The organism is Flavobacterium faecale (assembly GCF_003076455.1).
In the GTDB taxonomy this organism is placed as follows: domain Bacteria; phylum Bacteroidota; class Bacteroidia; order Flavobacteriales; family Flavobacteriaceae; genus Flavobacterium; species Flavobacterium faecale.
Genome location: NZ_CP020918.1, coordinates 4,458,560 through 4,483,782 on the forward strand (window position 1 = coordinate 4,458,560; position 25,223 = coordinate 4,483,782).

A 25,223-nucleotide genomic window follows, 5' to 3' on the forward strand; every position below is an offset into this window, starting at 1 on the left:
TTTTTGAAGCTTTTGATTTGAAAGTAAATGTAATTTATTTTTTAGATACAACTTTAAATAAATCGTGCGTATTGTTATTATTTACAACCAAAATATATTTATTACCGCTGTTTTTTATTTCGATACAATTTCTCACGTCCTTGTCTGCAAAAAACCCAGATGTTTTATTCGAAACATAACTAAATTTATTCTTTGCGTTTTTCTTCAAAAAGTAGCCCAAACCAGCATCTGATCGGGTAGTTTCAATTTCAGACTGGTAATTATTCCCTGCCATCACTAAATCTTTTTTTCCATCACCATCAAAGTCATCATAAATAATACTGTTGATTGGAGCCGTTTGCACTTCATTCAAAAAGGGTTCAAAAACAAAATTTTCTGCGCCATTATTTATGAAAATTCCAGATCTAAATTCGGTTACCGTATAATGCAAAGCCGAATTAATACTCTCCCCTACGATTCCTTTTAAATCTGCGTCTGCAAAGTTTTTGTAGCTCGTTATTTTATTTTTCAAATGTGGCATTTGCTGAGCCGTACAGCCTTTTCCGCGCACGGGTACTTGAGTGTTATTGTACTCATTGGCTAGAAAAATATCCTCTACGCCATCATAATCAAAGTCATGCGTGTACACATGGAATGGCTTTTTGGGAGTGGCATGAAATTTATAATTCAGTCCCAAATTCCCTGCAACCAAATCAAGGTCGCCATCATCATCAACATCCGCTACTAGCAGTTTATTCCACCAACCTTTGCTATCGGCTAGTGCTTTGTAATCGTTGGTCGGCACTAAGAATCCGCCTTTGTTTAGGAACACTTCTATCCCCATCCATTCACCACAAACTACCAAATCAAGTTTTTTATCATTATTAATATCAAACCAAACTGCATCAGTCACCATTCCGATGGTTTGCAAAGTACCTGCTTTGGATGGTGTTTCATTTGTGAAGACACCTTTATTATTAGTCAACAAATAACTATTAGGTGCATAAGGATATTTGTTTGGAACTACTCTCCCACCCACAAACAAATCCATGTCACCATCATTGTCATAATCAGCGGCAACCACTACAGAACCTGCAGAAAACAGTTCAGGCAAATTTTTAATAGCGCGTTTGAACTGTCCTTTTCCGTCGTTCAGGTACAAACGATCTTGCAGCAATTTGGGTGTTTTATCAAATTCATAACTCCCACTCACAACATATAAATCTTGATCGCCATCATTATCAGCGTCAAAAAAACATGCACCTACATCTTCAAATTGCTTGTCGTAATTAAAATCTGCAACGTTAAGAGCCGAAAATCCGCCCGTGCTTGTACCCAAAAGCAATTGCCCCGCTTGACCGTGACCTCCGCCTAGGTACACATCTTCGATTCCGTCTTTGTTCACATCCGCTTTGGCTACTGCAGGACCTGTCTGAGATAGTTTATGTGGCAACAAAATTTGATCTTTGTAATCGTTTGTTTTTGGATCAGTATGCTTGTAGCTAAAAGGCATTTTTTTGAATAAAATAGCGCCTGCAACAGCTTTGGTCGTTCCTGCAACTGCATCTTGATACTTCACAACCAATTGCTGATTGTTTTTTGGTGCTTTGATGATTTGCTTTTTACCATCAGACCAAATAACTTCAAGATGATCAATCGTTTCCTCTTTCTTAATACCAAAATGCAATTGATTGGAAACTGCTGACAAAAATCCTTTGGTATTTATTAATTGACGGGTTTGTTTTTCGCCCGATTTCAAGACTAAATTTACAGTTGTTCCAACCCCAAAAGGATTGGTTGCAGGTCCTTTGAAATTAATTTCTAAAAACTCCCCTTTATCCAATTCTCTCGAATTATTTTTCAGCAAAGTCGCAGCTTCATTGATATTATTTACGACTAAATCCAAATCTCCATCGTTGTCCAAATCGGCATAAGCAGCACCATTGGAAAAAGTATTGGTTGCTGTACTCCATTTTTTCGAACTATCTTCAAATGTCAAATCTCCTTTATTTCGATAAAAATAATTGGTCAATTTTTGCTGCGGCAACATTTGTGCAAAGCCCAAGAAATCTTCTTTGGTTGGTTTTCGATTATTAGCTCTTAAAATGGCTAAAATTTCATTGTTTTTGTCCTTGTCAATTACGTCTCTGTAAACGCCGTTGGTCACATAAACATCATTGAACCCATCCAAATCAAAATCGGCTGACAAAATAGACCAGCTCCAATCGGTATTCGCGATTCCAGACATTTTACTGATTTCGCTAAAAGTTCCGTTACCATTATTCAGTTGCAACATATTGTGCATGTATTGGTGGTGGTACCCTTCGTCAACCATTTGATCGAAATTTTCTTTAGAGGTCATTCCCATCGTGGTTTTGGATCGAATGTAATCTTCGGGATTCATATCCAACGTCATGATATCCAAATAACCATCATTGTTGATATCGGCAATATCACCGCCCATACTATTAAAAGACATATGCTTAACCACAGCCTCACGCTGATCGGTAAACGTTCCGTTTTTGTTATTGAGGTAAACAAAATCAGGAATATTAAAATCGTTGCATACATAGATATCCAAATAGCCATCATTGTTCAAATCTCCAATTGTTGGGTTGAGTCCGAATCCTGTATCTGGCCCAATTCCGGCTTTTATAGAAACATCTGTAAAATGTCCTTTACCATCATTTTCATACAAGCGGTCACTTCCTTTTTTGGTGATTGTATTTGGATTTGTTTTTAAGCTCTTGAAATCACCCAACTCTGGTTTGCTAGTCATATCGGGCGTATTCGATACAAATAAATCCAAATCATTGTCATTATCATAGTCAAAAAACACCGAATTGATTCCGCGGTTGGCATCTGCAATTCCGAACTCTGCTGCTTTTTCGGTAAAAGTCATATTACCGTTGTTGATGTACAACATATTGGCAAACTTATTATCAGAGTCGTCCCAACCACCTCTTGTGATATAAATATCCATGAAGCCATCATTATTAACATCGGCAACTGTTATTCCTGCATCAAAACCGGCTCTCTTGGTAATTCCTGCTTTTGCAGTTATGTCTTCAAACTTGAAGTCACCTTTGTTCAAGTACAATTTGTTGTCGTGTGTATTTGACGTAAAAAACAAATCAATTAACCCGTCATTATTGAAATCGGCAGTTGCAACACCGCCACCGATGTACATGTAGTTGTACTGAAAATAATTTAGATCAAGATCTTCTTTGAGTTCGTTTACAAAAGCAACACCCGATTCTTCTGGCGTAATTGTCGTAAACAATACAGAATCATCCTCTGTATTGCCGTCTTTGTTTTTGCAGGAATTAAAAATTGTAGTTACTACTAAAGCAAATAATAGTATTTTATGAGAAGTAGATTTGAACATATGGTTTTAGAAAAATAGTTAGCTTTTGATATGGTTTTAAAAATACAATATTTAGATTTAAAACTAGAATAAAAACCTAAAAAACGGCACTACCCATGAGGCAGTACCGTTTTTAGATTCTATAACTTAATTTGTCCTATTGCTTTAAACTTGGATACAAATCTACTTCAGACTGCGGTATTGGCGCAAAGTAATTTGTATTTGTCAAAGATCCTAAAATTGCATTGACAGGTTTGGTTAAGGCTTGTGGAGTTTTGCTTCCATCAGCATTATATTTTGTACCGATTGTCACCTGCGGATCTCTTGCAGTTCCACCAAGTGCTTCGGCGACTTTTTCTCGTCTAACCAAGTCATTCCAACGTACATACTCTCCAGCAAACTCCCACTTACGTTCTATAAATGCGATATCCACTAAATTACCTGAAACCACATCAATTAGTGGAGCTGCAGTATTTATAGGTAAATTGTTTGCTCTACGACGTACTTTATTTAATGCTTCCCAAGCATCTGGAGGAACAACACCACCGGCTGCACCTGATGCTTCAGCATAGATCAAGTACACCTCAGACATTCTCATCCAGTAATCATTTCTAGAAGTATAAAAGTTTACACCTGCATTTTCAGCCAAAAGACCTACTACTTTTTTGAATACTGGTGTTTGAACATCTTTTGATTCTCTCCAACTCCAAGTCTTGACCGGAGCGCCTACAGCAGCTGCTGTTGGTTTGCCGTTTGCATCCAATGGTAACGTTTCATAATAGGTTGCATTTTTTCTGTAGGAGTTGAAATTGGTATAATTTGCCCCTTTATCGAAATCTTCGTAAAAACGAACTTCTGCAAAAGTCTCTCCCCATCCAAAAATATCTCCTGGAATTCCCAACATACCATATTTAGCATTTTGTAATCCACAAGGCTGACAAAATTCGACTGTAAAAACAGATTCCGTATTGTTTCTACCTGCTTCACTCCAAAGAGAATTTAAATCTGTTACCATTCCAAATCCAAAAGAGGCTTGATTATCAATAACAGCTTTAGCGCTAGATGCCGCATTGGTGTTTTTTGTCGCATCTTTTACTGGGAAACCTGCCCAATCCAAATACAAACGAGCTAAAATTGCTCTAACAGATCCTTTGTTTGGTCTAGCTGAACCTACTGTAGTTTTTGTAGGCAATAATGATTCTGCTAGTAATAAATCTTTTTCAATTTGCTTGTACACGTCTACTGTAGGAGATAAAACTGGATTTTCACTTAATTTGGTATCCAATTTAATTACAATTTTACCGTGGATACGCACTAAATGGTGGAACATAATTGCTCTTAAAAAATACGTTTCTCCTAGTAAAACATCTTTACGTGCTTGACTTGTAGTTGGCAAAGTTGAAGCAGCTGTGTTTTCTAAAACTGTATTTGCAGAGCGAATTAAACCATAAACATTTCTCCAAGTATCTAATGTTCTTGTGTTGTAAGGCGTTAAACTACGTTGGTCAAATTCTCTAAAATCGGCTTTGTTACTTAATGGATGTGTAGTGATATCATCACCTCCCCAACCACTAACATAGAAAGTCGACATTTGTGCCGCATCTCTAAATTTACCGTACATCCCTGTAACAGCTAGTTCCATTTCATTAATTGTAGAATAAGGCGCTACGATGAACTGTGACTCACCTGGATTTTCATTCAGATCAAATTGTTCGCAACTATTGAAGGCTCCTATTACTGATAATGCTACCAAGAAGGCTCCTGTATAGCGTTTTATTTTTTTATATCTTGATTTCATACTTTCTATACTTTATTAAACGAATAATTACTATTACAATTGAAATTTAAGTCCCAATGTATATGTTCTTGGCGTAGGAAATGCTCCTGCATTGATCCCCGCTGTAACATCAGATGTACCTTGTGTAGATCTTGTTGTAGTATTTTCTGGATCGTAACCTGAATATTTAGTAAACAAAAATAAATTTTGTCCAGAAGCATATACCTTAAGAGACGTATTTTTGAATCCTGCAACATCTTTAAAAGTATATCCAATATTTAAGTTGCTCAACCTGATAAAGTTTCCGTTCTCTAAGAATTTAGAGGAGTTTGAAAAAATTGAATTGGTTGGTACATTAGTTTGGTTTGCAGCCGTCCATTGATTTACTTGCTCTGCAGACATGAAACTTCTTGAATCTCCAGCACCTCCATTAATACCTGCTTGTGTCATGTTGTAAATATCAAACCCAGAAACACTTTGAACAAAGATATTACAGTTCCAATTTTTGTAAGTAATAGAGTTGTTCCAACCTAAAAACATTTTTGGTGTTCCATTTCCAATAGCACCAAAGGCTACGTTGTTATTGTCATCCAAAACATATTTTGCTTGTCCTGGAACACCTGCAGGAGTTCCTGTTGTTTTGCTTACTGGAATAACATCCTCTGTTTTCCATGTTCCTAAAAATGTAGCACCGTATAGCTGTCCTAATGATTGTCCTAATTCAATTACGTTTAATACCCTTGATTGACCTCCTGGTGCAACAAAAGTTCCATCAATTTTAGTTCTACCGTCGCTCAATTTTTCAACCTTATTTTTTACATAAGAAACTGAAACATTGGAGTTCCAAGTAAAATCATCATTTTTAAAAATATCGTAACCTAAGTTTACATCAATACCTTTATTACTTACTTCTCCAACATTATTAGTGATAAAACCACGAGCACTACCTCCGGCACCACCACCACCATCTAATCCAGATAATGGATTATTTAACAATAAATCAGTAGTGTTCTTTTTGTAAACATCAACACTTAAATTTCCTCTTCTATCTTGAAAACCTAAGTCAACTCCAAAATTGGATTGTGTAGTCGTTTCCCAATTCAAATCTTTATTTCCGTAATTTAAAAGAAAGATACCTGGCGAAGCCGTTGTTCCATCAAATGAATACGACACATTGTTGTATCTTGTATCCGTAGCATAAGCACCAATATTTTGATTTCCTACTTGTCCCCAACCCAATCGTAGTTTTAAAGCATGTACAAAACTTTCTTTCGGTAAGAATTCGTCAAGACTATACCCAACTGCTGCAGATGGGAAGTACCCAACTCTGTTATCTTTTGCAAAGACAGATGAAGCATCACGTCTAGTGGTTACAGTTACCGATAAGTTATTATTGAAGATATACTCTCCACGAAGCATGAAGGATTGTAACTCTTGTTGTGCAAAATTACTGGCGTACTTTTTACTAGAGGCATCAGCAAATTGATTGAAGTAATATCCTTTTGGTAAAGAAATATTCAAACCAGAAAAAGAGTTGATGTAATTTTTAGAGTTATTATACTCTTGCACTCCTGTTATTTTCAAATCATGTTTACCAAATTCTTTGTGCCATGTCAAGATATTTGACATTTGATACGAAGTGAATTTATTAGTATCGAATCCTGCAGACGGGATATTATTATTATTCTCCACAAAATAGTTTTGTGCACTATTATTGTTAATCGCAGATCCAAGGACTAAACTATACGTAAAATCTTTAGAAATATTATAACTTAAATTAAAAGTCGCATTTAACAGATCTTGTACTTGTTGAAAATCACTATTATCTAAAGTATATACTGGATTTTGATTCAAAGAAGCTACACTTCTAGTAGAACGCAAATTGTATTCTCCGTTTGCATTGTACACTGGCGTAGTAGGATCCCAAGTCAAAGCCTTGTAGATCAAACTTCCTTGATCACTTCCAAAAGTTTCAAAATTATTATGGTTTTGAAAACGATTCACAAACAGGTTCAATCCCACTTTCAACTTATCATTTACTTGTGCTTCTACATTAGAACGTGCTGCAAATTTCTCTGCATTGGTATTAATAATAATTCCTTCTACATTATTGTAATTTCCAGAAATAAAATATCTTAATTTCCCTTCAGAACCACTAGCCGAAATCTGTAAGTTTTTTGAAATTCCAGTTCTCAATATTTCTTTTTGGTAATTTGTACCACCTTGCGCTTCAATTGCAGTAATATCAGCAGCAGTAAAGAAAGCCGTACCTCTACGAGCATTTTCTATTCGAGCAAAATCACCTACATTATCAGCCAATGTTGGCAAATATTTTGGAATTGTTGCTATAGATGTAAAGTAATCTACATTTATTTTTCCTTTTCCCGATCCTTTCTTAGTTGTAATAACAATTACCCCATTTGAACCACGAACTCCATAAACAGCTGTAGCCGATGCATCTTTTAAAACATCCATAGATGCAATGTCATTTGGATTCAAAGAACTCAAGTCTCCTCCAATTAAACCATCAATTACCACTAGTGGATCATTACTACCTGTAATAGAGTTCACCCCTCTCACACGCACTTTGATCTCTCCACCAGGAGCACCACTTGACTTCGATACCATTACACCAGATGCTCTACCTTGTAATGCATCCTCTACACGCACGACTGGTTGATCTGCAAATGATTTTGCGGTTACCTGACTTACAGCACCAGTAACATCTTTTTTCTTGGCAGTACCATATCCAATAACTACAACTTCTTCAAGAGAAGCTACGTCTGGCGCCAATTTTACATTAATAGTGGACGACTTCCCTACCTTAATACTTTGGGGATTATACCCTATAAACGAAACTAATAATACATCTCCTTCTTTGGCAGCGATAGTAAATTTACCATCCAAATCTGTAGAAACGCCTGAGCTAGTTCCTTTTTTAAGTACATTAACTCCTGGAACTCCTTGACTGGTTTCGTCTGTCACTCTACCCGTTACTTGTTGGGCATAAAATTCTTGAACACTCATCAGTGTCAAGAAAAGACCTAAATAGGTACTTTTTTTCAAATACCTTGAAATTCTGTTTTTCATAATTTTTAGTTGTTTTGGTTTGTAATAATGTTTAATCTAAAAGCAATAATTTTGAAACCCTCTTTTGGTTTTAAGAGGTGATAAAAAATTTATATAAATGAACACTGATTTAAACTAAAATACTGATCTAATCTTACCTTGTTTCAAGCTAATTTTAACTTAATTTAACAAAACAAAATACATAAATCTTAATTTTACCCTTTTTAAAAAAAAAGAAATCTAGTCCTTCCTATAAAAATTAAAATTGTTTCAAATAGAAAACTACTTTCAATATTGAACCGTGTAAATATATAAAAAAATGTTAACGAATCACAAAATTCTTATAAAGATTAAAAAAAATCAAAAAAAAAGCAGCAACTATACGCTTGTATAATTGCTGCTTTTATTGCTATTTGATTATTGACCCTATTTCTGGTATAACAACGACTGTATTACTTCAAAAGACAAAGTTTGATCCTCATTTACAAAATATTTAAGCAAGGCCTCTCCCCAAATATCGCCATCGCTGTAGTCCACGATAATCCAACGGTGATTAAGAATTTTTATCTTATTGATGACGAATTTATTAGCTCCAATTTGATCTTGGCCGGTGTATGGATTCCCTTTTGGATTAGCATTTAAATCCATCAGTCGTTCTTTGATCACTGGAATCAATTTTTCGTACTGAATTGTCTTATCTGGATTGGAATCTTCGAAATAGTTTTGAGCATTTTCGTTTTTTTCTAAAGAAAAATAATTAGCATCTGTTAATTTTGAAGAAACAGAACTCAAGCTGTCTTTCAGTTTTTTGGTCACACGTGTGTAGCGCTCTTGTTCGAATTTTACTTCGGCAGAATAATAGGCATAGGTAAAAATATTTACCAAAACTAGCAGGATGAAAGCATAAAGCAAAAATGATCTTTTCATTTTAAATTTGTATTATAGTGTAATTTCTAAATTATCATAAGCCAAAAATACATTTTCTGGCAACTTTTTTTGTACCTCTTCATGAAAGCCCATAATATGACTTATGTGAGTCAGATAAGCCTTTTTAGGTTTAACCAAAGCTATAAAATCTAACGCATCTTGCAAATTGAAATGCGAAAAATGAGGCTCTTCACGCAATGCATTGATAACCAAAACATCCAAGTCATTTAACTTCGCTATTTCACTTTCTTCTATTGATTTTACATCTGTCAAATAAGCAAAACGATCAATTCGAAATCCAAAAACCTGCAAATCACCATGCAAAGCATCAATAGGAATAATGGATTTGTGTCCTAGTTCAAATGGATGGTTGTTGGCGATTTCAATAGTTCGCACTGAAGGAGCGCCAGGATATTTATTTTCTGTTTGAAAAATGTAGGCAAAACGCGACTTAATATTTTCAATTACTCGCGGATGCGCATAGATCGGCATTTCGCCCTGTCGAAAGTTAAAAGGACGAATATCATCAATACCCGCAGTATGGTCTGCATGCTCGTGCGTGAACAAGATACCGTCTACTTTTTTGCAATTGGCACGCAACATTTGCTGCCTAAAATCGGGACCACAATCTATCACATATGAATAGTCATCCCACCGGATCCAAATTGAAACCCGTAGTCTTTTATCTTTACTATCCGAACTCAAGCATACTGGATGATCACTACCAATTATCGGAATTCCCTGAGAGGTACCTGTACCCAAAAAATTTACTATCAAATCAATTTCATTTTTTTACAAAAATAACATTAATTAGCTTTCATTACTTATCAATTTCATTAACTTTGTGACATATAAGCCAATTTTACATAAAAAAAATGGGTACTGAGATCAAATTAAAGGGTGACAAAGTCATCGAGCAAATACCTTCAGTTAAGGATAAGGCGCTTCGCATCAATTTAAACGAAAACATTTACGGGACTTTTGCCGAAATAGGTGCTGGACAAGAAACAGTTAGGCACTTTTTTAGAGCTGGAGGATCTTCTGGAACCATTGCAAAAGCGATGTCGGCATACGACAAAGATTTTAGCGATGCCGTTTACGGAATAGAGCCAGACGGTCGCTATGTGACCGAAAGTCGCCTAAAAAGAATGCTTAATCATGAAGTAAATTTAATTGAACAACGTTTAAATCGTGAAAAACATCCCAATAAGATGTTCTTTAGCTACGCTAATACAGTAGCAACTATCGATTTTGCAAAACAATTTAAAGGACACGGATGGGTCGGGATTAGTTACCAAATTGAACCTGAAGAAGCGTATAACGAAATAATCTTACACATTCGTTTTAAAGAAACTGATGTACGTTTGCAACAAGAAACATTAGGTATTCTTGGAGTAAACTTAATATATGGCGCTTATTACAAATACAATGATCCAAAAAAATTGTTGCGTTATTTGTATGATCACCTTGACAAAGACCAACTTGAAATTGATACCATCAATTTTTCTGGACCTCGTTTTGCCGAAGTAGACAATCGTTTGATGAGTTTGCAATTGGTTAAAAACGGTATGACAGATGCCGTGATGTTTAATCCGCAAGGGAAAAACGTTTTGCCAGCTGCCATTTTGTACAAGAAGAACATCCTTGCTTTGAGAGGAAGTTTTCGTCCTGTGACCAAAGTTAACATGGACATGTACAAGAAATCCTTGGAGATGTTTATCCAAGAAAACAAAGTAGACGAAAAAAACACCTTGGCTATTTTTGAAATTACCTTGTCTAACTTACGTTCTGATGGTGAAATTGACGAGCGTGACTTTATGGACAGAGCCGAATTGCTTTGTGCACTTGGACAAACGGTAATGATCTCAAATTTTCAAGAATATTATAAAGTTGTCGAATATTTCTCTAACTATACCAAAGCCCGCATGGGATTGGCAATGGGAGTAAATAATTTAATTGATATATTTGATGAGAAGTACTACCGCCATTTAAGCGGAGGTATCTTGGAAGCTTTTGGAAAATTATTTTTTAGGGACATGAAAGTGTTTTTATATCCAATGGTGGACGAAAATGGAGAAATTGAAACTTCTCTCAACTTGAAAGTACATCCTAGAATGAAAGAATTGTACAAGTTCTTTAAATTTAATGGTAAAGTAATTGACATCGAAAATTATGATCCAGATAATTTAACTGTATTTTCTAGAGAAGTTCTAAAAATGATAAGCAGCGGAAAAACAGGATGGGAGCCTATGTTGCCAGATGGTATTCCGGAGATTATAAAAGCAGGTAATTTATTTGGTTACGAGCCGAATAACTTTTTAGAAGAAAAAAATTAAGCAGCACACTACAAAAGCAAGAATACATTGTGTTCTTGCTTTTACCATATAATAACTTTTGAACCTCAATAAGGCTTCAAAAAAAAAGAATCGCATTTACTTGAAAACGTACAGCCCCCACCGTCTTTTCACCTCAATTATTACATTGTTGCTCTTTTGCACTACGGCTACTGCTGCAAAACTGTCTCTACCCATTGACAGCTTGGCAACGCGAACTGGAACTACAACCAAGAGTGCCGCCAAAGCTACCTTGTTTAGAAGAAATCCGGACACGACTGCCAACAAACCCAAACTCAATGCAGTTGTAAAGCAAAAAGTAGAAATAGTAACCTATAAAATCTATTTTAACGGAAAGATAATAAAAGTAATACCCAAAAAAGTAAAAGAGGAATTTAAAGGAAAATACCGCTATGTCTACATTGATAAAAAGGGAAAGAAATATGAACTAGGAGATTATAAAATTTACAAAATACAAAAATACCGTGGTGAAGCTGGAGAAATAGTAAATCTAGTCAACCTTGAAGAGGTACCAAAATCATATAAAAATGGGACTTTTCAGTATCATTTTAACATGGACTCTCCACGATCGTATGTAAACGAGCAAACCTTAGCTAGTTTTTTTGGCGCAATGTTGGAGGTAAATTATTTGGATATTGGTTGTAATGGTTTTAGCCACAAAGACGGATCATCAAAACCAAGTCGAAGTCATATTAACGGAAATAATGGTGATTTTAAATATTTAAGAGCCGACAAAACACTAGAATGTGGCGTGGGCACAAGCTTGAACATCAACAAAGCGGCAGATTCTCTAGACTACCGAAGACAAAATAAATGGAATGATGCACTATACAAATTTGGATGGAAAAAAATGCTGGGATGGACAGTTACCGTCAATAAAAAAACAAAGTTTCTGCACCATATCACACACAAGACCACCAATCACCATCATCATTTGCATGTGCAAAATTATGAACCTCATTTTAAAGAAATAAAACTATGAGAAAATTGCTAATCCTAGGTTTGATTGCCCTTAGTTTTTCTTCTTGTAAAAAAGAGGTCAAGCCTACTCCATCTGTACCAACTGAAACGGAAACTAAAGTAGAAGTAGAAAATTTTTATAGTTCGAAAGACGTACAGCCGCATTTAAAATTTAATGCTGAATACAGCGAATATGATTTTATTGGATTACCAAATCCAACGGCATTTACAAAAGAAGAACTTTCTTTTAATGTAAAAGAAAACGATTTTGACTACAATAAAACGGCCGATTTTGATTATTATAATTTAAGCCAATTTGATTTGGATAAAACTAATTTTAAGGTAATAGCGTATCATTCTTTTGGCGAAAATGACTCGAAGGTAGTAAACGTGCAACTTAATAGTTATCAAGCTGGCGTACAAAAAGATGCTTTGTTAGTTGATTGCCGTTTTACCTTTGAAACTGAATATTATCGTAACTTTTTGATCGAAAAAGACGGAACTATAATCGTAAGGAAAACAGCTGTTGATGGTTTGGCATTTAATGAAGCCGGTGATATTGTTGGTAAAAAACAAGTAAGTGATACTACAACCCAAGTGATCAAATATAAAGTTGATAAATCAGGGATATTCAATAAAATAAAATAAAACTTCTCAAAATAAAAGTAAACAACAAAGGTCTGCAATCAAATTGCAGACCTTTTTTTATGAGATGAAGTTAGCGCTTACTTCAAAATTTGAGCAGCGTGTTCTTTTGTTTTTACTTTTTCTATCACCTCATCGATAACGCCTTCTTCGTTAATCACAAAGGTAGTACGGTGGATACCATCATACTCTTTTCCCATGAACTTTTTTGGTCCCCAAACACCAAAGGCTTCTATCACTGAGCGATCTTCATCGGCAAGTAATGGAAAAGGCAGTTCATACTTTTCTTTAAATTTTGTTTGTTTTGCAGCGGCATCTGCGCTTACTCCCAAAAGTGCGTAATTATTGGCTTCAAAACGGGCAAAATTGTCACGTAGGTCACATGCCTCAGCAGTACATCCAGGTGTACTTGCTTTTGGATAAAAGAAAACCACTAGTTTTTTGCCTGCGTAATCTGCTAGCGTATGTACGTTTCCGTCTTGGTCTAGTCCTGAAAAATTGGGTGCTTTATCTCCTTGTTTTAATGTTGTCATATATTTATGTTTTGCGTTAAGACGTATTGGTTAGGTTATTATAATTAACTGTTTAAAATTTATTCCGAAATTTGAATTTAACTATAAACTATAGAATTTGATTTTTTAAAATTGAAATTGAATTTTGAAATTTGATATTTGAAATTGACTTTTGATTCTTGACTTTTGACTTTTGACTTCTGATTCTGCCCCAGATGGTAATGGAAAGCCCGGACTGAAAAAACTTATTTTTTTCTTGTTTATAAAGAGCGACCGGCAGGAAGCTCCTTTATAAACTTAGAAAAAAAAGTTTTTGAGGGAGGACTTGCAATGAACAGCTGGATTAGGCACTAAGTAAAATTTATATTATTTTTACAAGATATAAAATTACACTAATGACTAAGCAAGAGCGCGTAACATTTGTTATAAATACGTTAAAAGAATACTACCCCACCATTCCGATTCCGTTGGACCATAAGGATCCTTATACTTTATTGATAGCAGTTTTGCTGTCTGCACAATGTACGGATGTGCGTGTGAACCAGATTACGCCTTTACTATTTGCCCGTGCGGATAACCCGTATGACATGATTAAAATGAGCGTAGAAGAAATAAAGGAGATCATACGACCATGCGGACTGTCGCCAATGAAATCAAAGGGAATTCATGGGTTGTCGCATATTTTGATCGATAAGCATGGTGGTGTGGTGCCGCAAAGTTTTGAGTATTTGGAAGAACTACCCGCGGTGGGACACAAAACGGCAAGTGTGGTAATGTCTCAAGCTTTTGGGGTACCCGCTTTTCCGGTTGATACGCACATTCATCGCTTGATGTACCGCTGGAATTTGACAAATGGTAAAAATGTGGTCCAAACAGAGAAGGATGCCAAACGTCTTTTTCCTGAAGAAATCTGGAACGACTTGCATTTGCAAATGATTTGGTATGGTAGAGAATTTTCGCCTGCGCGTGGTTGGGATCTTGATAAAGATATCATTACAAAGACAATTGGACGTAAAACAGTTTTGGACGGCTATGCTAAAAAATAAAATTCACTTAACTGACGAATCAGATAAGTGAATTTTACAAAAAAAAATAAAACAAAGTTTAATTTGAAATGATTTCAAATGTATGTTCGTTGCCTTTGATGATGGTTAAGGCTTTTGAGTAATTTATTAAAAAAGAAACGATTTCTTTTTTAGGTTTTAATGCTTTTGAAGCATCATTTTTCTTAGAGTAAATTTTTGCCATAATGTAGGTTATATTATTTTATAATAGAACGGCAAAATGTTGTACTTATTGTTTAATTGGTCAAAACAATTTGATGTTTGTCTATGACTTTTCGTAAGTTCATTAAGGCATATCTCATGCGACCTAATGAGGTATTGATACTAACTCCTGTAACCTCTGCAATTTCTTTAAAACTCATGTCTTGATACATGCGCATTAACAAAACTTCTTTTTGGTCTTGTGGCAACTCGTCTAATAATTTGCGCACATCACATTCTACTTGATCACTGATGATTTGGTTTTCTACATTGAGTGTATCGTCAGACATGATCGAAAAAATTGAAAAGCTCTCTGTTTCTCTAAACATTGGCATTTTTTTATTTCTTCTGAAATGGTCGATAATCAAATTGTGTGCAATACGCATTACCCACGGAAGAAACTTTCCTTCTTCGTTATACGAATCATTTTTTAATGTCTTGATTACTTTGATAAATGTATCTTGAAATATATCGTTGGATATATCGGAATCTGCAATTTTTGAATAGATGAAACCGTATATTCTTGATTGATGTCTTTTGATTAATGTTTCCAAGGCTTTTTCATTCCCTGCTACATAATCTTTGACCAATAAAGCATCTGAGTGTTCTATAGTAGTAGCCATAATAATACCTTTTAGTTTTCTTAATTTTTGTAACTGTCTAAAAAAAAGTATTGTTATGCTATAGGCTTTTGCTTTGTTTATGTTATTGTTAAAACAAATTTAACAAAAATTTATTTAAAATCACAACTAAATGTTGTTAAAATATGTTTGCTAAAATTATTTTTAATACACGCACCTTGGTCTAAAGTGTAGTGTAATAGTGTTTTTTGGGCTTTTTTAAAATAAAAAAAAAGAGGAGCAAAAACTGTTCCTCTTTTTAATATTACTGATAAACTTTTATATAATCTATTTCAAACTTTTGCGGAAAAATAGAGTCATCTACTTCGGGACCACCAAAATCACCACCTATTGCTAGATTAATCAAGAAATAAAACGGCTGATTGTACGGCCATGTCGCTTCTGTTTTAGTTTTTGGCTCAAAGGTATACACCAATTTGTTATCTACAAAGAATGCAATTTTATCTTTGCTCCAGTCTATTGCATACAAGTGGAAACCTTGTTCGATTGTTTCAATCTTGGTTTTCTTTGTATTAATAGTATTGCCATGACTGTCTTGCGTATGCAGGGAAGTAAAAACGATATTAGGTTCCTTACCCACATATTCTAAAATATCAATTTCACCACATTTAGGCCATCCAACTTGCTTGATATTTGACCCCAACATCCAAAAGGCAGGCCATACACCTTGTCCAACTGGTAACTTTGCTCTTGCTTCAAAATACCCGTACTGAAATTCCTTTTTTCCTTGAGTAGTTATTCGAGTAGAACTGTATTTATTACCCTCTTTGGTAGCTGTAATCACTAGGTTTCCCTCAACCAATTTATGGTTTTGATCAGAATACAGTTGGCGTTCATTGTTTCCCCAACCACAATTAGGGCAGCCATCACCTAGCTCAATATTCCAGTTTGAACTTAGTTCCTTACCTGAAAATTGTTCTTCCCATACCAGCTTTTTCCCTTTTGGTTGTGCAATGGCCAGCGTTGAAATCAAAAATAAGAGTGCATACTTCTTCATCTTTCTAGTTTTTTTGGTATTGAAAATCAGCCTCTAATGTTTTTGCAGAACTTCCGCCAACAAACACTTTAAAATCTCCTGCTTCAGCTTCCCATTTAGAATTTGCTGTATAAAACTCAATTGTTTTTTTGTCAATAACAAAAGTTACTTTTTTAGATTCGTTAGGCTGTAATTCGACCATTTCAAATCCTTTTAGCTCTTTTACAGGTCTTGTAATCGAAGCAAAAATATCATGGATGTAGAGTTGAACAACTTCTTTTCCGGCATACTTCCCACTATTTTTCAGCGTAACTGAAACCTCAATTTTTCCGTCATTCGAAAATGAACTTTGATTTAATTCAAGATTCGAATAATCAAATTTAGTATAACTCAAACCATAACCAAATGGATAAAGAGGTGTATTTTTTTCGTCTTGATAATGCGACCAAAAAACGCTTTCTGGTTCATTCATCATTGGGCGACCCGTACTTTTGTAATTGTAATATAACGGTAACTGGCCTACGTTTCTAGGGAACGTCATAGGTAATTTTCCGCTTGGATTGTAATCTCCATAAAGTACTTGTGCAATAGCATTACCACTTTCAGTTCCTAACTGCCAACCTTCAACAATGGCTGGTACATGAGCATCGGCCCAAGGAATAGCCAACGGACGACCATTATTAAGAACTAAAACTACATTTGGATTTACTTTGTACACCTCTTCAAGAAGTTCTTGTTGAACACCAGGCAAGCCCAAATCAGTTCTACTTCTACCCTCTCCAGATTGTAAACCATGTTCCCCTAATGACAACACTACCACGTCGGCATTTTTTGCTGCTGCGATTGCTTCTGCAAAACCGCTTTTGTCAGTCATGTTGATTTTGGTTTCCCATACAAACTCTGTTCTTCCAACAGCTACGTCAGCACCTTTTACATAGGTTAATGCATTGCCTGTATATTTTTTCATTCCCTCAAGAAGAGAAACTGCTGTATTATCATCAGCACCAATTCTCCAACTTCCAAGCGGACTCGTTTTATCATTGGCTAATGCACCAATAAGAACAATTTTTTGCCCTGATTTTTTCAGTGGTAAAAGCTCTTTTTCGTTCTTTAATAAAACGATTGATTTTTTTGCCATGTCCAAAACTGCTTCATGAAAAGCCGGTTTCCCTACTGTTTCTTTCTCATAGTTCTCATCACAATACAAATAAGGATTATCGAATAAGCCCAATTCAAATTTCACTTTTAAGATTCTGCGAGCAGCATCATCAATTAAAGCTTCTTTTACTTTGCCTTCTTTGACCAAAGTTGCTAAGTGCTCAACATAAGCACTAGACTCCATATCCATATCTGATCCTGCATTGATTGCAATCTCTGCGGCTTGCTTACTATCTTTAGCATGACCGTGAGCAATCATTTCGTTGATTGATCCCCAATCTGATACTATAAAACCATCAAATTTCCAGTCACCCTTTAAAATCGTTCTCTGCAAATATTTATTACCCGTGGCTGGAACCCCGTTTAATTCATTAAAAGAGTTCATAAAGGTGCGTACACCTGCATCCAAAGCCGCCTTAAACGGAGGAAAGATAATGTTTTGCAATGTAGATTCGCCTACATCAACAGTGTTGTAATCGCGACCTGATTCTGCAAAAGCATAACCAGCAAAATGTTTGGCACAAGCCAATATTGTATTTCTCTTGGTCAAGTCATCACCTTGAAAACCCGTTACACGTGCGACCGCAATTTGACTTCCCAAAAATGGATCTTCTCCAGCGCCTTCCATCACACGACCCCAACGGGCATCACGTGCGATATCTACCATAGGTGCAAATGTCCAGTTCAAACCAACAGATGCCGCTTCTTCTGCAGCAACAGCAGCCGACTTTTTGATTTCGGCCATATCCCAGCTTGCCGCTTCAGCAAGTGGAATTGGACTGATCGTTTTGTAACCGTGGATGACATCAAAACCAAAAATAAGCGGAATACCTAAACGGGTTTCTTCTACAGCAATTTTTTGAAGTGCTCTTACATCTTTAACACCTTTGACATTTAGCATAGAACCGACCAAACCATTTTTTAAATCGGCATATTTTTTTGCTGCCTGACCATCCTTTGGTGTTGGACCTGTGATTTCCCAAAAGCCGTTGTATTGGTTCAGTTGTCCAATTTTTTCGTCTAAAGTCATCAATTTCAAAACTGAATCTACTCTAGTGTCTAAATTATTTTTAGTTACAAAAGCTGCTTTTGGCTGTGTAATTTTATGACTACAACTAAGCACCGCAACGGCAGACAGGACAAATGATACTGTTTGTAATTTTCTCATTATCTATCGTATTTATAATCAAAAGGTCGAAAATGATTTCGACCTTTTAACTGCATTTTTATATAAATTATTGGTACACTCTTACATAGTCAATCTCCATAGCAGATTGAGCAAATGTTGGATCAACAGATCCTCCAAAAGTTCCTCCCATGGCTACGTTCAATATCATGAAAAAGTCTTTATTGAAAGGTAAGCTACTTGTATTTGCTACGGTGTGAAATAATACATCATCAACATAAATTTTTACCGATGCTGCACTCCACACTGTTTTGTAAACATGAAACTCAGTAGAGGCATTTGTGATCGTAGTTTTGCCTGTATTACCATTCCCACCAGAGTTCCCTGGATAATGAAGCGTTCCATGAATCACATTTGGTTCGTTTCCAATTGCTTCCATTATGTCGATTTCACCACATCCTGGCCATGTATTTGTTGCGTAATCAGAACCTAACATCCAGATTGCAGGCCAAGTACCACCACCTACAGGTAGTTTTGCTCTTACCTCTACTTTACCGTAAGTAAATTTGAATTTCCCTTCAGACTTCAAACGAGCAGAAGTATAACTAGAACCCGATTTTTTAGCTGTTATTTTTAAAGTTCCTGCTGATACGGCAACATTTTCTGTATTGTTAGTATAGGTTTGCAATTCACTATTTCCCCATCCACCTGCACCTAGGTCATAAGTCCATTTTGTTGCATCAGGAGTTCCATCTGTGTTAAACTCATCAGACCAAACTAATTTTGTGTAATCTACAGTGGCTACAGCTTGCGTAGGCTTTGTACTCACAAAAGTATGATACCAAGCTAAGGCAGGATTGTTACCCATAATAGCTCTAACTACCATTCTATTTTCAGTAATAGATAAAATCTCGTATGTACTTTGTCCAACATAATACCCCATAAATCCACCATCAGAGAATGTCATTAAAGTACCTCTTGTCTGAGTTGCAGCATTAGCATTTTTGGTGATAACCGAAGCCGATGGGCTCAAAGAAACCGCTTTTGTTCCAGTTGCCGAATAAGTCAAACAAGAATCATCTGTTCCAGATCCACCAGCAACACTTAAATAAGATGAATTAAAGAAAGTAGTACCACCATTATCCAAATTAAATTTCAATAGTCCGCCAACTTCAGAAAAAGTCAATACATTGTTATACAAACAACTGCTACTTGCTGCTCCCGCTTTTTCCCAAGCTGCTGCTTGGTAATATGCTCCATAGTAATTTTGTGTAGCATCTGAATTGTTAGGTCCTACTCCTAAATGTCCAACCTCTGAAGCAGAAAAGTACCATTTTTTTGATGTACCTCCAGTTAAAAAGGCAACAGCTTCGGCATCACTAAAGGTGCTTAAAACTTTTACATCAACAGTTGTGTTACTAGTTAAACCTGCTTTTCCTGAGGCTAAAACTGTTACAGTATAGGTATTTACACCCGTAGTTGTAAAACGTTTTTCGAAAACACCACTAGGAGAAGATTCTGAAGTACCATCTGTAAACACAAACTTATACGAAATTGCATTATCTGCTTTTACTGTAAATTTTACCAGACCACTACCATCACCATCGGGCATAGCAGCTGTCTTACCGACTAGTTCATAGGTTACCACTATATTTGTTGGTGCTATTAAAGATCCAAAAGAATAATCATCTTTGGCGCAATTTACCATCAATAACAAGGTAAAGAGAGCCATTATTTTTATTAGTATATTTTTCATCTTGTGTTTTTTTTAGTTGGATTGTTTAATATCATCAAAATAATATGTTGATCCTGAACCCGCAACATTAAAATCTGGGAACAATATTACTCTATCATATGCATTTGTAGTTTTGAACGAAGTTGCAGACGTAAGATCGAAAGTAAGTACTTGCCAAGAATTTGCAACTGTAGTAGTAGCTTGTACCTCTACAAAGACTGTTGGATTACCATTACCATCTTTTGTAGATGTAGATACTTCTGTTTTGAATAAAATAATAGCACCCACTTTTGGTGACCATACATTGACTTTTATGCTTGTTCCTTTTGTAAAATCCATTTTGGCATCCAAATCTAAACTTGCTCCTGCCCATACTTGCGCGCCAGCAGATTTTTCTATTTTAACCACTTTGTCTGATACATTATTTCCTGTTTTATCAGGATTGGTCACTATAGAAACTGGAATAGCACCAAAGCTTGCAGATCCAAAACAAGTCCAAGGATACGTTAGAGTAGACGATTCAAAATCTAAAGGCATACCTATAGTAGATGTTGCTGTTTTGTAGAAATAAATATTATCTACAAAGACACTTCCTCCAGCCCATGGCGTTCCTACTAATTTTAATTGTATAATGTCTTTTACAGTAAATCCAGTTTGACTTGTGAAGGCAGAAATAGGAATATCAATAGACGTCCATTGGTTTGCAACTAAGTCTTTTACAACTGGTCTCTCTCCTGTTTTACTAATTAAAGACGTCTCAATTTTTTGCAACTTAGCGGTCCATACATCCATGTGGATAAATTCCATTCCAGAAACATCAATTGAAGTATTGTCTGCTAGCGCAATCCCTTGGTAACTCAAGTTGATATAATTTAGCATTTTATCACCGTTTAAGTCAAACTCTGCCCAACTACTTCCTTGACCAGCTTGTCCCCAATCTGGAAAACAATTTGTACCTGCAACATTTGTATATTTCGATCCATAGATAGAAATCACATCTGAAGCTTGTCTGTTTGGAGGAGTTGCTGCTGATGTAAATGGTTTACTTACTGTTGTAACAGTAAACACTTTTGACAACTCAGTTGTTTTAATCGCTGCACTTTTTGAAACTACTCTAATGGTGTACACGCCTGCCTCTTGGTAGGTGTATGAAACCGATTCGCCATTATTTGCACTAATTGGATTTGGTTTTCCTGCTTCGCCAAAGTAAACATCATAAAACAAGGCAAAATCTGCTGTTGCTTTTACATTCACTTGTTTTGAAGTAGCCAAATCATTGTCAATAGTAACCACCAAGTTTTCTGGTGCTTTGAAAGAAACTGTTACTTTTTGAATTACAGATGTACTTTTTCCATTCACAGTTTTACCAGTAATTGTCGCATCATAAACACCTTCTTTGTAAATGTGATCTACTGTTCCACCTGGGCTTACAATTGCCGCTGTAGTTGTTCCATCACCAAAAAGAATTTCATATTGCGTAACCCCTTCACCGCGAGGCAAAAAGGTAACTTTACCTGTATTATCCTGAGTAACCGTAGTTAGGGCAGAAATATTTGTTGGTGCCGAAAGAGCATCCAAATCAATAAGATCATTCTCGGTAGCACAGCTAAAAACTACTGCAGCTACAATAAGACTTGCTATATATTTTAAATTTTTCATAATAGTTTTTTTTTATTAGTATCCAGGATTTTGTGCCCAGTTTCCAGCAGCAAACTGAATTTCTTCAATAGGAATAGGGAACAATTCATTTTTACCCGTTGTAAAACCAGTAATTTCTTTAGCTGCATTACCTGTACGAACTAAATCAAAGAAACGGTGTCCTTCACCCACTAGTTCTACTCTTCTTTCTGCATAAATAAAATCAGTTAAAGCTGCACCAGATGCAGTTATATCATGATTGTTATCACCAAAAGCTCTTCTTCTAACTTGGTTCAAATATCCTCTAGCAGTTGCATCACTAATACTACCTCTGTTATACGCTTCGGCAGCCATTAATAATACGTCAGCATAACGAATCGCTCTGTAATTTGCAGGGTTGGTTAAGTTTAAATCTCCCGCAGCAGTAGTGCTTCTTTTTCTTGGAATATACTTTCTGTTAAAGTAACCTGTATCCTCATATCCTTTTCCGTAGGTCGCTCCTGTTGCCAATGACCATGCTGGCATATCTAGAATTGCAACAGATTTACGATTATCACCCACTTCAAAAGCATTAACTACTTTGGCAGTAGGAATATTAAAACTAAATCCTGAAGTAAATACCGAACCGACATAGCTTCTAGGTCCGTTAAAACCAACTGCTACGTTACCTTCACTACATTGTAAACATGTAAATCCAGCACCCTCGACATCTGTATATTGAACTTCAAAAATCGATTCCTTACCATTTTCACCAGCTTCTTCAAACAGCGTATTATAATCTGTAACTAAAGAATAGGTTTGCAAACCAATACAACTATCAAATGCATCAGCAGCTTCCTTAAATTTATTTTGATATAAATAAACTTTTCCAAGCAATGCATAAGCGGCACCTTTGGTCGCTCTTCCTTGTTGAGCTGGACTAACACTTAGATTTGCAGCAGCAAAAATTAAATCTTTTTCAACGGTAGCACAAACTTCTGCAGCAGTAGAACGAGCAATAATTTTTTCGTCTCCGATTGTAAAACGAGCATCACCTTTAATTGGAATACCACCAAACCATTTTACCAATTCAAATTGATAATATGCTCTCAAAAAACGAGCTTCTGCAATTATTTGTGTTTTACCATCAAAATCAATTTTATTTTGAAATTCCAAAATGTAGTTAGCTCTACTTATCCCAGCAAACATCCAATTCCAGATATCTCTTAAATTGCTATTTGTTGGAGTATGAATCATGTCATCAATTTGTTGAAAACCGATAACATCCGTTTGACTTTCTCCACCACACAAGGTATTATCAGAAGCAATTTCTCCCAACATTACATTGACATAAGTAGATTGTAACAAATCATAAGCAGCTACAAGAGCGTTATCAAAATCTGTTTTTGAATTGAAATAATTTTCTGAATCAATGGAATAAACTGGCGTACGATCTACGAATTCATCACTACAAGAAACGGTAAGTAATGAAAAGAGAGCAATTGCTGTTAAACCTTTATATATATGTTTTTTCATTTTTGTTTGAATTAGAAGTTAATATTTAGACCAACCATATACGTTCTTGGAACAGGGTAAAAACCATAATCGATTCCACCACCAATTGGACTACCATTTGAAGCACCTGGATCAAAACCTTTATATTTTGTAAACGTATACAAGTTGTTTACACCTGCATACAAACGTAGTTTTGAAATTTTTGCTTTTTGAGAAATTTCAGGATTTAAGGTATATCCTAATTGTATGTTTTGAATACGGATATAAGAAGCATCTTCGACAAAATAATCAGAGAAAACATTGTTTGTAGTTGCTCCTGTAGTCACTCTAGGAACACTATTACTAGTTCCTTCTCCAGTCCAACGGTCTAGCACGTAAGTCAAACGATTAGCATTTGTTACATTTCTTTCATAATTTCTAACCATCTTATTCCCCACTGATGCAAAGGTATACATGGCGAAATCTAGGTTTTTGTAATTCAATTGCATATTAAAACCCATTGTAGCTTTAGGAATAGGGTTTCCTAAATTTGTTTTGTCCTTAACATCAATAACACCATCTCCATTAACATCCACAAAACGAATATCACCAGGTGATGCATTTGCTCCTAATGCCAATTGTGATGGCGCTGCAGCAACTTCTGCTTGATTTTGAAAAATTCCATTGGTCTTGTAACCGTAGAAATAACCCATTGGCAAACCTACTTGCATTCTTGATGGCATTGCCTGACCTACACCAAAGGCTCCTCCTTCAATATATCCTGTACCATTATTAACTTCTGTTACAGTATTTTTAATAAAAGTCACATTATAACCTAAACTCATATTAAAATTCTCTGAGAATTTATTTTTGTAGTTTGTTGCAAATTCTAAACCTGTATTTCTCACTGTCCCTGCATTTACAGTTGGTGAAGAAGACCCTGGTGCGTATACTCCTGTAATACCCGAAACCGGTATATTTTGAATTAATAAATCTTTACGAACATCTCTAAAGTAATCTACAACAATGTTCAGTTTATTATTGAATAGGTTTACATCCAATCCTACATCTAATTTTTGCGATTGCTCCCATTTTAAATTAGGATTAGCCAGTTGACCAATAGCAGTACCATTTACCAAAGAACCATTAAATAAGTAATAAGAATAAAATAATGTCGTATTTTGTTGTTAATATATGAAAAATTTACTATATTTATCTCATTATGAGATATGTAACACTAAAAGAAGAAGAGGTTTTGGTACTAGAGCACCTTTACCAAAATAGCCCTAATAATACTGTTAGGAAACGTAGTCAATGCCTTGTTTTATCACATCAAAGACACAAGATTAAAGACTTGGCTTCTATTTTTAAAGTCAGTCGCAGAACGATTGAACGTTGGTTTGATAGTTGGGCTAGTATTGGGGTTGATTCTCTTGCTATATCAGAAGGAAGAGGAGCAAAAACTCTTTTAAAAGACTATACGGAAGAAGTTTCCAAGCAATTAGAACTTCACAATAGAAATTTAAAAAATGTATTAATTTACTTTGAGGAGCAACACAATATTGTCATCTGCAAAAAGACTTTGCAGAATTTTTTAAAAGTTACTGGGCTATAAGTGGAA

The 25,223-nt window shown here is 35.5% G+C and carries 19 protein-coding genes; 5 read left to right on the forward strand and 14 right to left on the reverse strand.

What is annotated here, in order from left to right; genetic code table 11:
* Positions 1 to 34: 34 nt before the first annotated feature.
* The 5 genes from FFWV33_RS18555 to FFWV33_RS18575 form a co-directional block, all read right to left on the reverse strand.
* A complete protein-coding gene (locus FFWV33_RS18555; RefSeq protein ID WP_108742280.1) occupies positions 35 to 3,367 on the reverse strand; it encodes a VCBS repeat-containing protein in 3,333 nt (1,110 codons plus the stop codon).
* 136 nt (positions 3,368 to 3,503) lie between these two features.
* A complete protein-coding gene (locus FFWV33_RS18560) occupies positions 3,504 to 5,144 on the reverse strand; it encodes a RagB/SusD family nutrient uptake outer membrane protein (protein ID WP_108742281.1) in 1,641 nt (546 codons plus the stop codon).
* Positions 5,145 to 5,177: 33 nt separating this feature from the next.
* The gene (locus FFWV33_RS18565) at positions 5,178 to 8,213 is read right to left on the reverse strand and encodes a SusC/RagA family TonB-linked outer membrane protein (protein WP_108742282.1); all 3,036 of its coding nucleotides are present in this window, start codon (positions 8,211 to 8,213) and stop codon (positions 5,178 to 5,180) included.
* Between the two features lie 405 nt (positions 8,214 to 8,618).
* Positions 8,619 to 9,119 carry a hypothetical protein gene (locus FFWV33_RS18570; protein ID WP_108742283.1) on the reverse strand — a complete coding sequence of 167 codons (501 nt, stop codon included), beginning with the start codon at positions 9,117 to 9,119 and terminating at the stop codon, positions 8,619 to 8,621.
* A 12-nt stretch (positions 9,120 to 9,131) separates the two neighbouring features.
* Positions 9,132 to 9,896, reverse strand: coding sequence for an MBL fold metallo-hydrolase (locus FFWV33_RS18575; RefSeq protein WP_108742284.1), 765 nt, complete (start codon positions 9,894 to 9,896; stop codon positions 9,132 to 9,134).
* 98 nt (positions 9,897 to 9,994) lie between these two features.
* Between FFWV33_RS18575 and FFWV33_RS18580 the strand changes: the two genes are divergently transcribed.
* The 3 genes from FFWV33_RS18580 to FFWV33_RS18590 all read left to right on the forward strand — a co-directional run bounded on the left by FFWV33_RS18580 (position 9,995) and on the right by FFWV33_RS18590 (position 13,081).
* Positions 9,995 to 11,455 carry a TonB-dependent receptor gene (locus tag FFWV33_RS18580; protein WP_170111553.1) on the forward strand — a complete coding sequence of 487 codons (1,461 nt, stop codon included), beginning with the start codon at positions 9,995 to 9,997 and terminating at the stop codon, positions 11,453 to 11,455.
* Positions 11,456 to 11,555: 100 nt separating this feature from the next.
* Entirely contained in the window at positions 11,556 to 12,455 is a 900-nt protein-coding gene (locus tag FFWV33_RS18585) for a hypothetical protein (protein ID WP_159086084.1), read from the forward strand.
* Positions 12,452 to 13,081: a hypothetical protein gene (locus FFWV33_RS18590; protein ID WP_108742287.1), complete on the forward strand. Its 630-nt coding sequence runs from the start codon at positions 12,452 to 12,454 to the stop codon at positions 13,079 to 13,081. The genes FFWV33_RS18585 and FFWV33_RS18590 overlap by 4 nt, the downstream gene beginning before the upstream one ends.
* A gap of 77 nt (positions 13,082 to 13,158) precedes the next feature.
* Here the strand turns inward: FFWV33_RS18590 and bcp are convergent, their stop codons facing one another.
* Positions 13,159 to 13,611, reverse strand: coding sequence for a thioredoxin-dependent thiol peroxidase (bcp, locus tag FFWV33_RS18595; RefSeq protein ID WP_108742288.1), 453 nt, complete (start codon positions 13,609 to 13,611; stop codon positions 13,159 to 13,161).
* 374 nt (positions 13,612 to 13,985) lie between these two features.
* On the opposite strand from bcp, the gene FFWV33_RS18600 reads away from it, so the two are divergent.
* Positions 13,986 to 14,636: an endonuclease III domain-containing protein gene (locus tag FFWV33_RS18600; protein ID WP_108742289.1), complete on the forward strand. Its 651-nt coding sequence runs from the start codon at positions 13,986 to 13,988 to the stop codon at positions 14,634 to 14,636.
* A 58-nt stretch (positions 14,637 to 14,694) separates the two neighbouring features.
* On the opposite strand, the gene FFWV33_RS19405 is transcribed toward FFWV33_RS18600, so the two are convergent.
* The 8 genes from FFWV33_RS19405 to FFWV33_RS18635 form a co-directional block, all read right to left on the reverse strand.
* Entirely contained in the window at positions 14,695 to 14,838 is a 144-nt protein-coding gene (locus FFWV33_RS19405; RefSeq protein WP_170111554.1) for a hypothetical protein, read from the reverse strand.
* A 52-nt stretch (positions 14,839 to 14,890) separates the two neighbouring features.
* Complete coding sequence (locus FFWV33_RS18605; protein ID WP_108742290.1) at positions 14,891 to 15,478, reverse strand: RNA polymerase sigma factor; 588 nt, start codon at positions 15,476 to 15,478, stop codon at positions 14,891 to 14,893.
* A gap of 262 nt (positions 15,479 to 15,740) precedes the next feature.
* Positions 15,741 to 16,493: a glycoside hydrolase family 16 protein gene (locus FFWV33_RS18610; protein WP_108742291.1), complete on the reverse strand. Its 753-nt coding sequence runs from the start codon at positions 16,491 to 16,493 to the stop codon at positions 15,741 to 15,743.
* A 4-nt stretch (positions 16,494 to 16,497) separates the two neighbouring features.
* Positions 16,498 to 18,798 carry a beta-glucosidase BglX gene (bglX, locus tag FFWV33_RS18615; RefSeq protein ID WP_108742292.1) on the reverse strand — a complete coding sequence of 767 codons (2,301 nt, stop codon included), beginning with the start codon at positions 18,796 to 18,798 and terminating at the stop codon, positions 16,498 to 16,500.
* Positions 18,799 to 18,865: 67 nt separating this feature from the next.
* On the reverse strand, positions 18,866 to 20,512 hold the full coding sequence (locus FFWV33_RS18620) for a family 16 glycosylhydrolase (RefSeq protein ID WP_108742293.1): 1,647 nt from the start codon (positions 20,510 to 20,512) through the stop codon (positions 18,866 to 18,868).
* A gap of 12 nt (positions 20,513 to 20,524) precedes the next feature.
* Complete coding sequence (locus FFWV33_RS18625; RefSeq protein WP_108742294.1) at positions 20,525 to 22,150, reverse strand: hypothetical protein; 1,626 nt, start codon at positions 22,148 to 22,150, stop codon at positions 20,525 to 20,527.
* A gap of 15 nt (positions 22,151 to 22,165) precedes the next feature.
* A complete protein-coding gene (locus FFWV33_RS18630) occupies positions 22,166 to 23,644 on the reverse strand; it encodes a RagB/SusD family nutrient uptake outer membrane protein (protein WP_108742295.1) in 1,479 nt (492 codons plus the stop codon).
* Positions 23,645 to 23,655: 11 nt separating this feature from the next.
* Entirely contained in the window at positions 23,656 to 24,741 is a 1,086-nt protein-coding gene (locus tag FFWV33_RS18635; RefSeq protein WP_108742296.1) for a TonB-dependent receptor domain-containing protein, read from the reverse strand.
* Between the two features lie 83 nt (positions 24,742 to 24,824).
* Here FFWV33_RS18635 and FFWV33_RS18640 point away from each other — a divergent pair, with 83 nt between their 5' ends.
* Positions 24,825 to 25,217 carry a helix-turn-helix domain-containing protein gene (locus tag FFWV33_RS18640; RefSeq protein WP_108739144.1) on the forward strand — a complete coding sequence of 131 codons (393 nt, stop codon included), beginning with the start codon at positions 24,825 to 24,827 and terminating at the stop codon, positions 25,215 to 25,217.
* The last annotated feature ends 6 nt before the right edge of the window (positions 25,218 to 25,223 follow it).

Bases quoted from the DNA above. Each gene is read 5' to 3' on its own strand.
- FFWV33_RS18555 (WP_108742280.1), bottom strand. From the start codon at position 3,367: ATGTTCAAATCTACTTCTCATAAAATACTATTATTTGCTTTAGTAGTA.
- FFWV33_RS18560 (WP_108742281.1), bottom strand. From the start codon at position 5,144: ATGAAATCAAGATATAAAAAAATAAAACGCTATACAGGAGCCTTCTTG.
- FFWV33_RS18565 (WP_108742282.1), bottom strand. From the start codon at position 8,213: ATGAAAAACAGAATTTCAAGGTATTTGAAAAAAAGTACCTATTTAGGT.
- FFWV33_RS18570 (WP_108742283.1), bottom strand. From the start codon at position 9,119: ATGAAAAGATCATTTTTGCTTTATGCTTTCATCCTGCTAGTTTTGGTA.
- FFWV33_RS18580 (WP_170111553.1), top strand. From the start codon at position 9,995: ATGGGTACTGAGATCAAATTAAAGGGTGACAAAGTCATCGAGCAAATA.
- FFWV33_RS18590 (WP_108742287.1), top strand. From the start codon at position 12,452: ATGAGAAAATTGCTAATCCTAGGTTTGATTGCCCTTAGTTTTTCTTCT.
- bcp (WP_108742288.1), bottom strand. From the start codon at position 13,611: ATGACAACATTAAAACAAGGAGATAAAGCACCCAATTTTTCAGGACTA.
- FFWV33_RS18600 (WP_108742289.1), top strand. From the start codon at position 13,986: ATGACTAAGCAAGAGCGCGTAACATTTGTTATAAATACGTTAAAAGAA.
- FFWV33_RS19405 (WP_170111554.1), bottom strand. From the start codon at position 14,838: ATGGCAAAAATTTACTCTAAGAAAAATGATGCTTCAAAAGCATTAAAA.
- FFWV33_RS18605 (WP_108742290.1), bottom strand. From the start codon at position 15,478: ATGGCTACTACTATAGAACACTCAGATGCTTTATTGGTCAAAGATTAT.
- FFWV33_RS18610 (WP_108742291.1), bottom strand. From the start codon at position 16,493: ATGAAGAAGTATGCACTCTTATTTTTGATTTCAACGCTGGCCATTGCA.
- bglX (WP_108742292.1), bottom strand. From the start codon at position 18,798: ATGAGAAAATTACAAACAGTATCATTTGTCCTGTCTGCCGTTGCGGTG.
- FFWV33_RS18620 (WP_108742293.1), bottom strand. From the start codon at position 20,512: ATGAAAAATATACTAATAAAAATAATGGCTCTCTTTACCTTGTTATTG.
- FFWV33_RS18625 (WP_108742294.1), bottom strand. From the start codon at position 22,150: ATGAAAAATTTAAAATATATAGCAAGTCTTATTGTAGCTGCAGTAGTT.
- FFWV33_RS18630 (WP_108742295.1), bottom strand. From the start codon at position 23,644: ATGAAAAAACATATATATAAAGGTTTAACAGCAATTGCTCTCTTTTCA.
- FFWV33_RS18640 (WP_108739144.1), top strand. From the start codon at position 24,825: ATGAGATATGTAACACTAAAAGAAGAAGAGGTTTTGGTACTAGAGCAC.